Annotated in this window: 8 protein-coding genes and 1 tRNA gene; 5 read left to right on the top strand and 4 right to left on the bottom strand. The window is 65.4% G+C overall.

The genetic code is table 11. The features are described 5' to 3' along the window. Positions 1–334: transposase (locus N4G66_RS31705; RefSeq protein ID WP_261707703.1), on the top strand; the 334-nt coding region annotated here is incomplete at its 5' end. A 91-nt stretch (positions 335–425) separates the two neighbouring features. Here the strand turns inward: N4G66_RS31705 and N4G66_RS31700 are convergent. Continuing rightward, a tRNA-Met gene (locus N4G66_RS31700) sits at positions 426–499 on the bottom strand. 175 nt (positions 500–674) lie between these two features. Next, positions 675–1,136 carry a DUF6907 domain-containing protein gene (locus N4G66_RS31695; RefSeq protein WP_261707702.1) on the bottom strand — a complete coding sequence of 154 codons (462 nt, stop codon included), beginning with the start codon at positions 1,134–1,136 and terminating at the stop codon, positions 675–677. A 312-nt stretch (positions 1,137–1,448) separates the two neighbouring features. Between N4G66_RS31695 and N4G66_RS31690 the strand changes: the two genes are divergently transcribed. Continuing rightward, positions 1,449–6,311, top strand: coding sequence for a DEAD/DEAH box helicase (locus tag N4G66_RS31690; RefSeq protein WP_261707701.1), 4,863 nt, complete (start codon positions 1,449–1,451; stop codon positions 6,309–6,311). A 745-nt stretch (positions 6,312–7,056) separates the two neighbouring features. Beyond that, positions 7,057–10,227, top strand: a complete 3,171-nt coding sequence (locus tag N4G66_RS31685; RefSeq protein ID WP_261707700.1) for a type ISP restriction/modification enzyme — start codon at positions 7,057–7,059, stop codon at positions 10,225–10,227. A 666-nt stretch (positions 10,228–10,893) separates the two neighbouring features. On the opposite strand, the gene N4G66_RS31680 is transcribed toward N4G66_RS31685, so the two are convergent. Then, positions 10,894–12,222 (bottom strand): class I SAM-dependent RNA methyltransferase, encoded by a 1,329-nt coding sequence (locus N4G66_RS31680; RefSeq protein ID WP_261707699.1) that lies wholly within the window; start codon positions 12,220–12,222, stop codon positions 10,894–10,896. A 177-nt stretch (positions 12,223–12,399) separates the two neighbouring features. Further along, positions 12,400–14,448 carry an APC family permease gene (locus tag N4G66_RS31675; protein WP_261707698.1) on the bottom strand — a complete coding sequence of 683 codons (2,049 nt, stop codon included), beginning with the start codon at positions 14,446–14,448 and terminating at the stop codon, positions 12,400–12,402. A 425-nt stretch (positions 14,449–14,873) separates the two neighbouring features. On the opposite strand from N4G66_RS31675, the gene N4G66_RS31670 reads away from it, so the two are divergent. Continuing rightward, entirely contained in the window at positions 14,874–15,545 is a 672-nt protein-coding gene (locus N4G66_RS31670) for a potassium channel family protein (protein ID WP_261707697.1), read from the top strand. Then, positions 15,545–16,225 (top strand): potassium channel family protein, encoded by a 681-nt coding sequence (locus N4G66_RS31665; RefSeq protein WP_261707696.1) that lies wholly within the window; start codon positions 15,545–15,547, stop codon positions 16,223–16,225. The genes N4G66_RS31670 and N4G66_RS31665 overlap by 1 nt, the downstream gene beginning before the upstream one ends. Positions 16,226–16,288 lie beyond the last annotated feature (63 nt).

The raw sequence follows: 16,288 nt of genomic DNA, 5'->3' as shown, positions 1-16,288 counted from the left end.
CCTGCCGCTCATCGACAAGATCCCTGCGGTTTCCGGCGTCGTGGGACGACCGCGTCGACGCCCCGATGCACTGCTTGCCGACCGCGGCTACGACCACGACAAGTACCGTCGCCTGCTCTGGAAGCGCGGCATCCGCCCCGTCATCGCCGAACGAGGCCAACCCCACGGCTCCGGCCTCGGCGTCTTCCGCTGGGTCGTCGAGCGCACCATCGCCTGGCTCCACGGCTTTCGCCGTCTGCGCATCCGCTGGGAACGACGCGACGACATCCACGAAGCCTTCCTCGGCCTCGCCACCTGCCTCATCACCCACCGACACGTCCAACGCCTTTGTTAGGACCTCTTAGCCAGCCACCGATGAAGGCGTTCGCCGGTAACAGCACGCATGAGGCCCGGATCCCCAGGATCCGGGCCTCATGGCACTTCAGTAGCGGGGACAGGATTTGAACCTGCGACCTCTGGGTTATGAGCCCAGCGAGCTACCGAGCTGCTCCACCCCGCGTCGGTAGGCCCAACCATACGCCACCCAAGCACCCCCCAGGACCGACGACGCGAGGGCCGCCACCGCGGCCGCAGCAGGTTCTGCCCTCCGAAAAGCGGTGACGACAGCTATCCCGAGGTTCACCGCGCGATGGCGGAAACCGTTACCGTCGGCCGACACGAGCGCACAGTGCGTATCAGCCGGCGTTTCGGTGGACTGGCGCCCTGGTGGCAGCACGCCTTCGCGTCTCCTGGATTGACGCGGGTAGGTCCAGTCCGGGGTAGACGAACCGTTTCGGTTCCTCGCCGTTGAGCTGCGCCAACTGATCGCGGGCGGCCTGCAACTTGTGCAGGTAATCGGCCAAGTCGCTCATCAGCTCGTCGATCTGTGGCAGGTCGAGCTCTGGCCATGCGCCATCGGCGGCGAATTCGAGCTGAGGCTTGTCGTCGTTCCATTGGATGAGGCTAAAACCGAGGATGGAACCCGCACGAGGGCCGGACCCAAGGTAACTCCCGCGGAGGGAGTGCTCGGGACCTCGGTGGATGTGCTCGCGTGGGTCGCTGTGGTCAAGGGGCTCTCCGAGACAATGTGGCTTCCCATCGGGACAGGCCACGGTTGTCGTCTGAATGGTGCCAACGGTGACGGATCGAACAGGCATCGGCAGCTCCTCGGCATGGGCAACAGGGTGGGCTCGGCCGGACCCCAAGGATGGGAGCCCCACGGCGACGCTGATACCTCTTCCCTCTCCCGCAGAGCCTTCCCTACCTGGAGGAGTGGTTTGGCGAGTGATCTCTTGACACCTCAGCTACGCAAGGCACGCTGCTGCGCGAGGCCACCCCGGGCTTGGCTCCCGCAGCGAAGAATCGGTCATAGCCCGTTCTGTGCCTCAGCAGGCCAGTAGGATTCTGATTGATTCTGGTGTTCCGGCGCGCGGTTACGCGGGCCTTTGGGTGTGAGGGAACGAGGCGCAGTGGCGACGACCACAACGGTGCACGATGTTATCCGGGCGATCCGTAACGGCGTCGATGGGAATCGCGACCGTGGTACTCGTTTCGAGGAGCTCATGCTCCAGTACCTCAGCACGGACCCAACATGGACCGAACAGTTCACCCGGGTATGGATGTGGGCCGACTGGCCGGGCGCCGAGAACGACAAGCGCGATACCGGCATCGACCTGGTAGCCCAAGACCGGGAGACTGGTGGCTTCTGCGCGATCCAGTGCAAGTTCTACGAGTCGAAGCACACCATCCAGAAGGAAGACATCGACTCATTCTTCACCGCCTCCGGCAAGGGCGGCTTTACCCGTCGCATGGTCATCTCTACCACCGAAAGGTGGGGTGTCCATGCCGAGGCGGCTCTGGACGACCAGCAAATTCCCGTGACCCGGCTCGGACTGTCCGACATCGCGAACAGCCCGGTCGAGTGGCACATGCCCACGGCTGGCGCCCCGCTCGAAATGTACCTGAAGGCCAAGAAGACTCCGCGCCCGCACCAGCGCGAGGCGATCGACTCGGTCTTCGAGGGCTTTACCGGGAACACCCGCGGAAAGCTGATCATGGCCTGCGGTACGGGCAAGACGTTCACGGGCCTGAAGATTGTGGAGCGGCTACAGAAGGAGCGCGCCACTGCAGGCGAGGGCGATCACACCACCGTCCTGTTCTTGGTCCCTTCCATTGCTCTGCTGTCGCAGACCTTGCGCGAGTGGTCATTCGAGGCCGAAGTTACGCTGCGTCCCTTCGCTGTCTGCTCTGACGTCAAGGTCGGCAAGGCGAAGCCTCAGGGTGACGACCAAGACATGGCCACCCACGATCTGGCTCTGCCCGCCACTACTGACCCCGACCGCCTGATCAAGCAGATGGCCAGCGTCGAGGCAGGCCCTGGACTGACGGTGGTCTTCTCCACCTACCAATCGATCGCCACGATCGCCGCAGCGCAGAAAAAGGGTCTGGGCAGCTTCGACCTCATCTTGTGCGACGAAGCCCACCGCACCACCGGCGTCACGCTGTCCGGCCACGACGAGTCGGCCTTCGTCCGTGTCCACGACAACGCCTACCTCGCCGCGGACCGCCGCCTCTACATGACGGCCACCCCACGCATCTACAACGAAGACACAAAGACCGACGCCAAGACCTCGGACGCGGTCCTTGCGTCGATGGACAACGAGACGCTCTTCGGCCCGGAGTTCCACCGACTCGGCTTCGGTAAGGCCGTCGAGCAGGGGCTGCTCACCGACTACAAGGTCCTCATCCTCACCATCGACGAGGGCGTTGTCGCCAAGACCCTCCAAGAGGGCCTCGCTGGTGGCGCGGGCGAGCTGAACATCGATGACGCAGCGAAGATCATCGGCTGCTGGAACGCCATGGCCAAGCGCACTGGCACGTTCGCCGATGGCTCCGGCTTCGCCGAAGGCGAGGCGCCCATGAAGCGGGCCGTCGCCTTCGCCCGTTCGATCGCCGACTCCAAGTCCATCGCCGAGCGGTTCAACGAAGTCGTTGATGCCTATGACGATGCCGACGACGACGTACTTCACTGCGAGGTCGACCACGTCGATGGCACCTTCAACACTCTGAAGCGCAATGTCCTGCTCGACTGGCTCAAGCAGGATCCGGGCCAGAATCAGGCCCGCATTCTGTCCAACGCCCGCTGCCTGTCCGAGGGTGTCGACGTCCCCAGCCTGGACGCCGTCCTCTTCCTGCACCCACGCAACTCCGTAGTTGACGTGGTCCAGTCCGTCGGCCGCGTGATGCGCCTGGCCCCCGGCAAGAACTACGGCTACATCATCCTGCCCGTCGCAGTGCCGGCCGGGACGCCGCCGGAGAAGGCCCTCGCTGATAACCAGCGCTTCAAGACTGTGTGGCAAGTGCTCCAGGCCCTGCGTGCCCACGACGACCGCTTCAACGCGACCGTAAACCAGATCGAGCTGAACAAGCACAAGCCCGACAACAAAATCGGCATCGGCAATATCGGGTCCAACGACGAGACGATCGGCGACAAGGACGGCTCCAGCACCTCAGACAGCGCCCAGGAGGCCAGGGACAAGGAGGCTCGGAGCGCCCAGCATGTCCAGGACGCTTTGTTCTCCATCAGCGACTGGCGCGACGCAATTTACGCCCGAATCGTTGATAAGGTGGGCGAGCGTCACTATTGGGAGGACTGGGCCAAGGACATCGCCCAGATCGCGGACCGGCACGTCACTCGCATCAGGGCCGCGCTGGCGATTCCGGAGAAGCAGGCCGCGTTCCAGGAGTTCGTCAGCGAGCTGCGCGCCACCATAAACCCCGGAGTCAGCGACCCCGACGCCATCGACATGCTCGCACAGCACATCGTCACCAGGCCGGTCTTCGACGCCTTGTTCAAGGACTACGCCTTCGCAGAGCACAACCCAGTCTCCAGGGCCATGCAACGCATGCTCAGCATCCTCGACGACCAGGGCCTGGATGCTGAGACCAAGACTCTGGAGGGCTTCTACCACTCGGTGAAGGTCCGCGCTGAGGGCATTGACAATCACGAGGGTCGTCAACGCGTCATCGTCGAGCTCTACGACAAGTTCTTCAAGACCGCTCTGCCAAAGACAGCCAACGCCCTGGGCATCGTCTACACGCCCATCGAAGTCGTGGACTTCATCATCCGTGCCACCGAGCAGGCGATGGCAAAGCACCTCAATCGCTCACTGTCCGACGCAGGCGTCCAGATTATCGATCCCTTCGTAGGCACAGGTACCTTCCCTGTCCGCCTTCTTCAGTCCGGGCTTATCCAGCCGAAGGACCTGCTGCGAAAGTACACAAGCGAGCTCCACGCTAACGAGATCGTGCTCCTCGCGTATTACATCGCCGCCGTCAACATCGAGGCTGCCTTCCATGACCTTACCGGGGGTGAATATCGACCCTTCGAAGGCATCGTCCTGACGGACACGTTCCAGCTTGCGGAAGGCACGGCGAAGCTCGACGGCATGGACGTGCTGGAGGGCAACAGTGAGCGCGCAAAGAAGCAACAGAAACAGAAAATCACCGTCGTCATGGGAAATCCACCGTACTCCGTGGGTCAGGACAGTGCGAATGACGCTAACCAGAATCTGAAATACGAGGCGCTCGACAAACGAATCTCTGAGACCTACGTGGCGCGCTCAACTGCCACACTCAAGAATTCGCTATATGACTCCTATATCCGCGCCATCCGTTGGGCCTCTGACCGTATCAAAGACGAGGGTGTCGTTGCCTTCGTTTCCAATGGCGGCTACATCGACGGAAACACGGCAGATGGCCTTCGCAAGTCTCTGACAAATGAATTCAGTGCAATCTACTGTTACAACCTTCGGGGAAACCAACGCAGCCACGACTGGAAGCGCGAAGGCGGAAAGATCTTCGGCTCCGGGAGCCAGAACACCGTTGCCATCCTGATCCTCGTCAAGGAAGGGCGGGGTGAAGGAAATGACTGCACCCTGCATTACTGTGGCATCGCGGACTCCCTCAGCCGCGAGGACAAGCTCCACATTCTGGGTGGCCAGGATCTGGAAACGGTGGCCTGGCAACAGATAATCCCGAATGCGTCCGGCGATTGGGTCAACCAGCGCGACGAGCGGTTTTCCACCTTTCAAGCCATCGGAAAGAAAGATAGGAAAGACTCCGCAACCTCCACCTTCAACGTGCATTCAAGCGGGCTTATGACGGGCCGTGATTCCTGGGTCTACAACTTCTCCGAGCAGCGCCTCACGGAGAATGTAGAGGCGACGATCAATTTCTACAATAGCCAGGTGGATAGTTTCGCAGACCACTGCAGGGCAACGGGGATCGCGGGCCCCAAGGCGCCGGACGTAGAAAAATTCATCGACCTCGACCCGAAGAAAATCAGCTGGGATAGAGCCGACAAGGCGCGCATCGCTAAGGGGGAGAAATATGCGTTCCAGGGGGAGCGGATTTTTACTGCCTTCTATCGCCCCTTCACTCGCGAGTTCGCGTACTTCGATCGGAAGCTCAACAACACGGTCTACCAGCTCCCCCAGATGTTCCCGACGCCGATGCATGAGAATTTTGGGTTCTACATCACCGGAACCGGAACGGACGAACCCTTTTCCGTCCTGATGACGGACGCGGTTCCCGATCGCCATGCCGTCGGCACCAAGAGCATCGGACCACACTTCTCCCGCTACACCTATCGCGATCTCAGCAAGGGGGGCGGCTTGTTCGCTGCCGTCGAAGTCGACGGCAGCGAGCGCGTCGATAACATCACCGACGCAGCGCTCCGCAACTACCAACAGAGCTACAACAACCCGGCGATTACCAAGGACGACGTCTTCTACTACACCTATGGGCTGCTGCACTCGCCGGAATACCGTGAGCGCTTCGCCGCAGACCTTAAGAAATCCCTCCCCCGGATCCCCAAGGTTCGCGACTTCCACAGCTTCGCCGAGGCCGGCCGCACGCTCGCCGACCTGCACGTCAGCTACGAGCAGGCCGAGCCCTACGCGGGCATCGTCGAGACGGTCTCCGGCGACACCTCCACCCCAATGAGCGAGTTGTACCGAGTCGGCAAGATGAAGATCCCGAAGACAAAGGGGCAGCCAGACCGCTCGACGATCGTCTACAACAACCGGGTCACACTCACCAACATCCCGGAGGAGGGTTACCGGTACCAGCTCGGAGCCCGTTCCGCGATCGAGTGGATCATCGATCGGTACCAGGTCAAGGTCGACAAGGCATCGGAGATCATCAATGACCCCAACGACTGGTCCGACGACCCGAGGTACATCATCGACCTTCTCAAGCGAGTCGTGACCGTCAGCCTGGCGACCATGAAGGTAGTCGACGGGCTGCCCACTCTGGACATTCTCGACTAAGAACTCGACGAGCAGCTGGAGACGGCGGAGCGCTGGTTGAATTTTCGCCCGTCCGGGGGCTTCCAGACGGCGGCAACCGCAATTCTCCGCCGCAGGTCAGTACAGGAATATTCCCCGTCGGAGGGCCACCCAAGCGGCCCTCCGACGGCGGCCGGATCACGTCATCCGGCGGTGCCACGCGGAAGAGGGGGCCAACTACCCCAACACCCACGACCACCCTTGTACCGTCGCCCCCTATCCCGCAACGCCGCCGTCTCCCCTTCATCCACGCTCCCTGGCTCTGCATCGACTGCGTCTCGCCAGTACTGCGGGTGGTCGAGGTCCATTCGCCGTGCCGCATGCAGGGGAACCGGGTAGCGGGCGCGGTCGGACCAGGGTCTGTACAGCGCACCGGCGTTCAGCTGGCGCACATTGCATGCATTCGTGCCTCTGTGCGCCCTTACATGCACCCTCCAAACGCCCCGCGCTCCCCTCCTACTGTCGTGGAACAGCGAGGGCCGGAAGGAAGTCCGACCCCGACAGGAGCAAGGTGCGGCAGGTGACCGCACCGACCTGACGTCGGCCGGCTCTGCCCGCCTTGGGGGATGGGGGCGGTATGGGTGCACGTCGCAGGACCCGTGACAGCTGCGAGGAAGTAGTCCAAGCCTCTGTGTCCGCGTTTGGGGCGGAGGTCACGCCAAAGCTGAGAGGCAGCGGGTGGCAGGAGGACCAGCTCCGGGGGCCGTTGGAGAACATGATCCGGTCCGTGTGCCATGGCCTGGGTCTGGACGTCACGCTCATCGGCGAAGTTCCACTCGTCGACATGGGAGCCCGCCCTGACTATGCGGTTGAGGTCGGCGGCGCTCTCGTCGGTTACATCGAGCTCAAGAAGCCGGGTACTCAGGCCGACCCGTCCGCCTACAGAGGCCGCAATGCCGAACAGTGGGCAAAACTGCGGCTGCTCAACAACGTGCTGCTCTGTGACGGGAACGAATTCTCTCTCCATCAACAGGGCAATCAGGTCGGTGAAGTGGCCTACATGCGTGGCTCGGTTCTCACCTCCGGCGCCCGACTTGCTCCGGCCGACGGAGCGCTTACGCGAGTCCTGTACGACTTCCTGACCTGGGAACCGCAGACACCCCGCACCACTAGCCAACTCATCCGAGCAGTCGCTGGGCTCTGCCAACTCCTTTCGGAAGAGGTCGGAGAGGCGATCGCCCAAGAGAAGAGCCGACGCCGTCCGCCAGCCTTTACGAGACTTGCCAAGGATTGGCGTCACTTGTTGTTTCCGGAGGCGACCGACGCCGAGTTCGTCGAACAATACGGCCAATCCGTTGTGTTCGCCCTTCTGCTCGCTCGAGTGGAGGAGATCGTTTTCGAGGGCGAAACCATACACGGAATTGCGACGAAGCTAGGCAAGAAGCACTCACTCATGGGCCAGGCGCTGGACGTTCTCGCCGGAGATTCGGTCGCCGGCCTGTCCACCACGCTCAACACGCTCCTCCGTGTCATCGGCGCCGTCAGATGGGACGTGCTGGACGACGGCACCGGGGACGCGTACTTCCTGCTGTACGAACACTTCCTCCAGATCTACGATCCGGACCTGCGAATACGCACAGGCTCGTACTACACGCCCCACGGCGTCGTCTCGGCCATGGCCCGGCTGGTCGAGGACGTCTTGAGACGGGAAGGCTTCGGTATTCCGTCCGGCTTCGCTTCTCCCGATGTGGTCCTTGTCGATCCGGCCATGGGCACCGGCACCTTCCTGCTCTCGGCACTGGAACTCGCTGCCGGGACCATCGCCGAGGAGGAGGGCCCAGGCGCGGTGGGTCCGCGTCTGCGAGAGATGGTGGGGCGCCGGCTGGTCGGCTTCGAGATGCAGGTCGGCCCGTTTGCCGTCGCAGAACTGCGCATGCACGCCATGCTCAAGCAGTACGGGTCTGCGGCCCCAGCCCAGGGCCTCAGGCTGCTGGTGGCTGATGCTCTGGACAGCCCGACAGCCGAGTTCAGCTGGATCCCCCACACCTATCGGGCGCTCGCCGAATCCCGCCGCCAGGCCAACCAGGTCAAGCGGGATGAGCGTGTCATGGTCGTCATAGGCAACCCGCCGCACGACGCTGTAGGCCGGGGCGCAGGCAAGTGGGTGGAACGAGGCGACCCCGAGGCGGGCGTCCCCGCCCCGCTGGGGGCATTCAGGCAACCTGGTAACGGTAGGTACGAGTCGAAGATCAGCAACCTCTACGTCTACTTTTGGCGCTGGGCAACCTGGAAGGTCTTCGACGCACACGCCGACGCGCCATTCGGTGTGGTCGCGCTGATCACGCCGAAGGCATGGCTCAAGGGACGGGCGTTCGCGGGTATGCGGCGCTACCTACGTAGAGCGTCCGACGAGGGATGGATCGTCGACCTCTCCCCGGAGGGCCATCGCGCGGATGTCGCCACCCGCATCTTCCCTGAAGTCGCCCAGGAGTTGTGCATAGCGATCTTTGTCCGATGGCGGGACAGCTCCGGGCCGAGGGCAAACCGACAGGCAGCAGAGGTAAGACACATCAAGGTCGGCGGGCGCCGCGACGAGAAGATCGAACGCTTGACGGCCCTTAGGCTCGACGACCCCGAATGGCGCGACTGCGCCAAAGGCGAAACGGATGCATTCCTGCCACCCGGCAGCGACCTGTGGGAGTCCTGCCCACAGTTGAGAGACCTGATGCCGTGGTCGTCGCGTGGCGTCACCCCGGGGCGGATGTGGGTCTATGCACCGGACAAGGACACGCTCCATGAGCGGTGGCGGCGCTTCGTCGCCGCGGACATCGAGCGACGCGCCGAGATGCTCGGACACTCTGGTGAGCGAACGCCTGAGGACAATGTGCCGCCTTTACCGGGGGTTGAATCTCACGGGCGGACACCCCTCGCCTCCGAGCGCAGGGTAGATCCCCAAACGGTACGTATCGGCTTCCGGTCGTTCGACCGTCAATATGTCCTGCCGGACAGCCGATTGATGGAACGAGGCAGGGCGGACCTTTGGCGAGTCAGCAGCAACCGCCAGATCTACACCATCGAGCAGAATGCCCACCCGCTGGTCAACGGGCCGGCACTGGTCTTCAGCTCCCTTATTCCCGACATGCACTACTTCAACAACCGCAGCGGTTGCGCCCGTCCGCTCTACCGCAACGCCGCTGGTACGCTGCCCAACCTCACGCCCGGCCTGCTCCCCTTACTTGCCGAGCAGCTTGGCATATCGGTCGTGACCGAAGACCTCCTGGCCTACATTGCCGCACTCGCCTCTCACCCGGAGTACACAGCTCGATTCCAGGAAGATCTCGAAGTCCCCGGCGCACGAATACCCCTCACCGCTGAGCCCTACCTGTGGGAGCGGGCGGTCGCGATCGGTCAGCAAGTCCTGTGGCTGCACACTTACGGCGAGCGGTACGCCGACGAGACAGCCGGGAGGCGGTACGGCAGGGTGTTGCTACCGCGCGACCGTCCCCAGTGCGTGGAGGAGATCCCGGACGATGCGGAAGGCATGCCGGAGAAGCTGGCGTACGACCCCGTGACACAGGACCTGTGGATCGGCGCGGGCCGGATCAGTCGGGTGCCTCGCCCGGTCCGGGAGTACGAAGTGTCCGGGATGAACGTTCTCGACAAGTGGTTTGGCTATCGCAGGAGAACTCCCGCCGGCAAGCGACGACTCGAGCTGGACCACGTGGTGGCCCGGCGGTGGCTTCCCTCATGGACAACGGAACTGCTGGAGTTGCTCAACGTCCTCGGCCTGCTCGTGCGGGAGGAACCGGCACAGGCCGCCCTCCTCAACGAGGTGTGCGCCGGCCCACTGATCACCATTGCGGATCTGACCACAGCGGGCCTCCTTCCCGTGTCCACAGAGGCAACCAAGGCGCTTAAGCCGGCGTCGGAAGCGGGCGGCGCACTATTCGACCTGTAGGCGAAGCGGTGGCTCTTCTCCACTGCCGTGCCAGTGGCCCCGTTGGAATCGGACAGGATGAGGGCATCCAGCATCGGGCAGTTCGCTATCGGCCGTAGCGCGCTCCGGGTTCCGGGCTTACGGTCAGCTGGATCACCGGGCGGGGCATCGGTAGCGTCGAGGCTCTCCTGAAATCTAGTTGTACGGCCTCCGACCTCTGGGAGCCATCTGGGAGCCAACCCGCTCCCCAAGCCCATCCGAGACCACTCGACACCACCCCACCCCAACGCCCTGACCAGCCAACTCAGCAAACCACCCGGTGACGATCACGCCCGACCCGCCCACCCGGTGACGATCACGCCCGACCCGCATTTGGGACGAAGAGGTCGCGAGTTCAGAGCCCGCCACTGCGACGAGGCAACTCCCAATCGGGGGCTCGGCGCGCAGGAGGGGGCACCACTCGGCCCGCTTCTCAACAGCTGCAGCCGCTGAACCATGCAACGCCCCCGGTCGCCCACATCCCGCCGAACGAAGCGGCACCCTCACTCTGCACCTTGCGACCATCTGACGCCTCATCAGAACGAGCGTCATATGAGCGTCAAGATGCCTCGGAGAGCGTCATTTCAGCGTCAAGATACCGCCCGTAACGCCCACACCGCACATGACGCGCACGCCCAAAATCGCAGGTCAGGCGTCCTTCTTCACCGGCTCCAGAATCGCCACACACTCCACGTGATGTGTCATCGGGAACAGGTCGAACGCCCGCAGCGTCCGTACCTTGTAGCCGCCGTCGCGGAAGTACGCGATGTCCCGGGCCAGTGCCGCCGGGTCGCAGGCCACGTAGGCGATCTTTCGCGCGCCCAGCGATGACAGGTGTTCGACCGTCTTCTTGCCGGCGCCCGCGCGGGGCGGGTCCAGGACGATGAGGTCGACCTCGCTGATGCCGGTGCGCGGAAGGATCGCCTCGACCTTGCCCTGTTCGATGCGAACGCGTTCGAAGCCGGCGAGGTTGTGCCGGGCGTCCTCCACCGCGCGCTTGCCCGACTCGATGCCGAGGACCGCTCCCTGGTCGCCGATCCGGTCCGCGAGGGCGCCCGCGAAGAGGCCGACACCGCAGTACAGGTCGAGCGCCATGTCGCCCTTGCGCGGCAGCAGACCCTGCATGACCGCCTTGACGAGGGTGTCGGCGGCCATCGGGTGGACCTGCCAGAAGCCGCCGCTGCCGACCCGGTAGGTGCGGCCGTCGGCGCGCTCGCGCACGAACGCGCGGCCGTGGACGCGGTGGATGCCGCCGTCCTGTTCGGCGACCCGCATCACGGAGACCGGCTTGTCGAGCTCGACGAGCGGCAGGCGGGCGCCGGGCCGGGGCTCCAGGATCACCATGCGGTCCTGGGAACCCGTCGCGGCGATCGCCTCGACGGCCTCCATGCCGGACCAGTCGCGCTCCTCGATGCCGAGTTCCGTGACACCCGGGGCGGCGATCATGCAGCGCTCGACGGGCTCGACCTCGTGCGAGCGGTGGCGGCGCAGTCCGGCGTTGCCGTCCGGGTCGACCGCGTACTGCACGCGCGTGCGCCAGGCCGGGACCTCGCCCGCGGGGAGCTTGTCGCCCTCGGCGGGCATCACCGTGCCGTCCCAGCCGGCCTCCTCGGGCGTGAGGCCCGCGAGGCGCTGCAGCTGCTCGGCGATGACCTCGCCCTTGAGGCGGCGCTGCGCTCCGGGCTTGGCGTGCTGCCAGTCGCAGCCGCCGCAGCGGCCGGGGCCCGCGTACGGGCAGGGCGCCTCGACGCGGTCCTTGGACGCGTCGATGATCCGCACGGCGTCGGCGCGCAGGAACCGCGCGCCCTCCTCGCCCTCGGTCACCCGGGCGACGACGCGCTCGCCGGGCAGTGCGTGCCGGACGAAGAGGACCTGGCCCTCGTCCGTCCGGGCGATGCAGTGCCCGCCGTGCGCCACGGGGCCGATCTCGACCTCGTGCTCGTCCCCCACCAGCGACTTCTTCGGTTCTGCCTGCATGGTGGGGTGACTCCAGATGAGAAGGGGGAAACGGCCGGACAACAGCCCACCAGTCTACGTGCTTCCGGCGTGCTTCCCGCGCCCGTCGTTCTCGGGGGCGCATTCCTTCGGCCGCCGGCTCTTCCGACCGCGCCCCTTCGGCCGCCCCTTCCCCGGACCGAGCCGCCCCGTCAGCCGCTAGTTCTTCGGGCTGTGCTCCTTGTGCCGGTCATGGGCAGGTCCCCGGCGCACCGCACCCGGCGCGTTCCAGTCCTGCCGCTTGCGGGCACGCAGCTTCGCGGCCTCGGAGGACTCCAGCTGGTAGGGCACGGAGGTGACCATGACGCCCGGCGTGAACAGCAGCCGGCCCTTGAGGCGCAGGGCGCTCTGGTTGTGCAGCAGGTGCTCGTACCAGTGGCCGACCACGTACTCGGGGATGATCACGGAGACCGCGTCGCGCGGCGACTCCTTGCGCAGGCCCTTCACGTACTCGATGACCGGCCGGGTGATCTCGCGGTAGGGCGAGTCGAGGACCTTCAGCGGTACGTCGATGCCGCGCCGCTCCCATTCGTCGCGCAGCGTCTTGGTCTCGGCCGGGTCCACGTTGACGCTGAGCGCTTCGAGGGTGTCGGAGCGCAGCAGCTTGGCGTAGGCGAGGGCGCGCAGCGCCGGGCGGTGGATCTTGGAGACCAGCACGACGGAGTGGACACGGGAGGGGCGGACGCTGTCGTCGGACGGTCCCTCGGGGGCGGCCAGCTCCTCCGAGACCCGGTCGTAGTGCTTACGGATCGCGGTCATCGTCGCGTAGAAGATCACCATGCCGAGCAGGGCGACCCAGGCTCCGTGCGTGAACTTGGTGACGAGGACGACGACCAGGACCAGTCCGGTGAAGAAGGCGCCGAAGGTGTTGATCGCCCGGGAGCGGACCATGTGGCGCCGCTTGGCCGGGTCGGTCTCGGTGGCCAGGTGGCGGTTCCAGTGGCGGACCATGCCGGTCTGGCTGAGAGTGAAGGAGACGAAGACGCCGACGATGTAGAGCTGGATCAGACGCGTCGAGTCGGCCCCGTAGATGATGACGAGCATGCTCGCCGCGCCGGCCAGGAGCACGATGCCGTTCGAGAAGGCGAGGCGGTCGCCGCGAGTGTGGAGCTGGCGCGGCAGGTAGCGGTCCTGGGCGAGGATCGAACCGAGCAGCGGGAAGCCGTTGTACGCGGTGTTCGCGGCCAGGAACAGGACGAGCGCGGTGGCGGCGGCCAGCACGATGAACAGGAAGCTGTCCTTGCCGAACACGGCCTCGGCCACCTGGGAGATCACCGGGTTCTGGACGTACTCGGCGCCGACCGCCACGCCGTTGTGGATCAGGTCCGTGGCGGGGTTCTCGGCCATGCGCACCTTGGTGGTCATGGCCAGGGCGATGATGCCGCAGAACATGGTGACGGCGAGCAGGCCCATCGCCGCGAGCGTCGTCGCGGCGTTCTTCGACTTCGGCTTGCGGAAGGCGGGGACACCGTTGGAGATCGCCTCGACGCCGGTGAGCGCCGCACAGCCGGACGAGAAGGCGCGCAGCAGCAGGAAGACGAGGGCGAAGCCCGCGAGCCCCTGGTGCTCGGCCTTGATGTGGTAGTCGGCGGTCGGCGCATGCATGGTTTCGCCGAGCACGAGTCCGCGGAAGGCACCCCAGGCGATCATGATGAAGACGCCCGCGACGAAGACGTACGTCGGAATCGCGAAGAGCTTTCCGGACTCCTTGACTCCGCGCAGGTTCATCAGTGTGAGCAGCACGATGACGGCGACCGCGCAGGCCACCTTGTGCTGCACCACGAAGGGAACCGCCGAGCCGAGGTTCTCGATGCCGGAGGCGATGGAGACGGCGACCGTGAGGACGTAGTCGACGAGCAGCGCGCTGGCGACGGTGAGGCCGGCCCGCGGACCGAGGTTGGTGGTGGCCACCTCGTAGTCGCCGCCGCCGCTCGGGTACGCGTGCACGTTCTGGCGGTAGGACGCGACCACCGTGAACATCAGCACGACGACCGCGAGCGCGATCCAGGGGCTGAAGTGGTAGGCCGACACGCCCGCGATGGAAAGGACCAGCAGTACCTCCCCGGGCGCGTACGCCACGGAGGAAAGCGGGTCGGATGCGAAGACGGGGAGGGCAATGCGCTTCGGCAGAAGCGTTTCGCCCAGCCGGTCGCTGCGCAGTGCGCGCCCGATGAGGATCCGCTTGGGCACGTCGGTCAGTTTGGACACAACAGGGAATCGTAGGGGTTCGAACTGGCAACCGCCCACCCGCCGTCCCACTTCGGCACATCATCTGCTCTCCGGGTGAAAACGGGGCGGGCTCCGGCTGCGGATTCCGCGGCCCAGGAGATCCACGTGTCTATATGACAAAACCCCGCTTCCCGACCGTCCTGGAGGACCCATGCACCTGAACGCGGAGTTCATCGGCGCCACCCTCGGACTGATCGGCCTCGGAATCCTGACTCTCGCCAGTGTTCGCAGCATCACACGGCGCTGAACCCCTGACCTCACCGCCGTTCCCGGAACGTTCCGCGAAAAACCGCAGGCGAACCTGCGCAAGCGTGCCCCCGGTCGACCGCGCCTGTGTAGCTTGGGCGGCGGTCTGAGACCCTGTTTAGCCTGAGCCGTAACCATTCACATGCGGAAGGACGGTCGTGCACATCGTCATCATGGGCTGCGGAAGAGTGGGTTCCGCGCTTGCCCAGAACCTGGAGCAACAGGGGCACACGGTCGCCGTGATCGACCAGGACCCCACCGCCTTTAGGCGGCTGGGCTCCGGGTTCGGCGGCCGTCGTGTCACCGGAGTCGGCTTCGACCAGGACACCCTGCGCGAGGCGGGCATCGAGGAGGCGGGCGCATTCGCCGCGGTCTCCAGCGGTGACAACTCGAACATCATCGCCGCCAGGGTGGCCCGCGAGATGTTCGGCATCGAGAACGTCGCCGCCCGCATCTACGACCCGCGCCGCGCCGAGGTCTACCAGCGCCTCGGCATTCCGACCGTCGCGACCGTCCGCTGGACGGCCGACCAGATGCTGCGCCGGCTGCTGCCCTCGGGCGCCGAGCCGCTGTGGCGCGACCCCACGGGCGGTGTGCAGCTCGCCGAGGTGCACGCCTCCGCCGCGTGGGTGGGCCACAAGATCAGCCGCCTCCAGGACGAGACGGGCGTGCGCGTCGCCTTCCTCACCCGGCTGGGTGAGGCGGTTCTGCCCACCTCGCAGACGGTGTTGCAGGAGGGCGATCTGGTGCACGTGATGATGCGCACCGACGAGGTGGACAAGGTCGAGGCGTCGTTCGCCAAGGGCCCTGAAGAGGAGGCGGGTCACTGATGAGAGTCGCCATTGCCGGTGCCGGTGCCGTGGGCCGCTCGATCGCGGGCGAACTGCTGGAGAACGGCCACGAGATCCTGCTGATCGACAAGGCGCCGACCGCCATCTCGGTCGAGCGCGTGCCGCAGGCGGAGTGGCTGCTCGCCGACGCCTGCGAGATCACCTCCCTGGACGAGGCAGCCCTGCAGCGCTGCAACGTGGTCATCGCGGCCACGGGAGACGACAAGGTCAACCTCGTGGTCTCGCTGCTCGCGAAGACCGAGTACGGGGTGCCGCGGGTCGTCGCCCGGGTCAACAACCCCAAGAACGAGTGGCTGTTCAACGAGTCCTGGGGCGTGGACGTCGCCGTCTCCACCCCGCGGCTGATGTCGGCCCTCGTCGAGGAGGCCGTCAGCGTCGGCGACCTGGTGCGGCTGCTCCGCTTCAGCCACGGCGACGCCAACCTCGTCGAGCTGACCCTGCCGCCGGAGTCCGCCCTGGCGGGCACGACCGTCGGCGACGTCGCGTGGCCGGAGGACACCTCGCTGGTGACCATCATCCGCGGCACCCGCGTCCTCACCCCCTCCCGGGAGGACTCCCTGGAGGCGGGCGACGAACTCCTCTTCGTGGCCGCCCAGGCCCGTGAGGAGCAGCTGGAGGACCTGCTGTCGGTGCGCCGCGACACGAACGCGACGAGCTAGCAGTTCCCCTGCCCGTCGGCGGTACGACGTCCCGCCGACGGGAGGACGCCCCACGGCGGCGGT

This window comes from Streptomyces rhizosphaerihabitans, from assembly GCF_025399795.1.
In the GTDB taxonomy this organism is placed as follows: domain Bacteria; phylum Actinomycetota; class Actinomycetes; order Streptomycetales; family Streptomycetaceae; genus Streptomyces; species Streptomyces rhizosphaerihabitans.
The sequence above is the reverse complement of the archived record's forward strand: the minus strand, read 5'-3'. Positions and strand labels throughout refer to the sequence as shown.

Coding starts and splice junctions, on each gene's coding strand:
- N4G66_RS31695 (WP_261707702.1), bottom strand. CDS start 1,136: ATGCCTGTTCGATCCGTCACCGTTGGCACCATTCAGACGACAACCGTG.
- N4G66_RS31680 (WP_261707699.1), bottom strand. CDS start 12,222: ATGCAGGCAGAACCGAAGAAGTCGCTGGTGGGGGACGAGCACGAGGTC.
- N4G66_RS31665 (WP_261707696.1), top strand. CDS start 15,545: ATGAGAGTCGCCATTGCCGGTGCCGGTGCCGTGGGCCGCTCGATCGCG.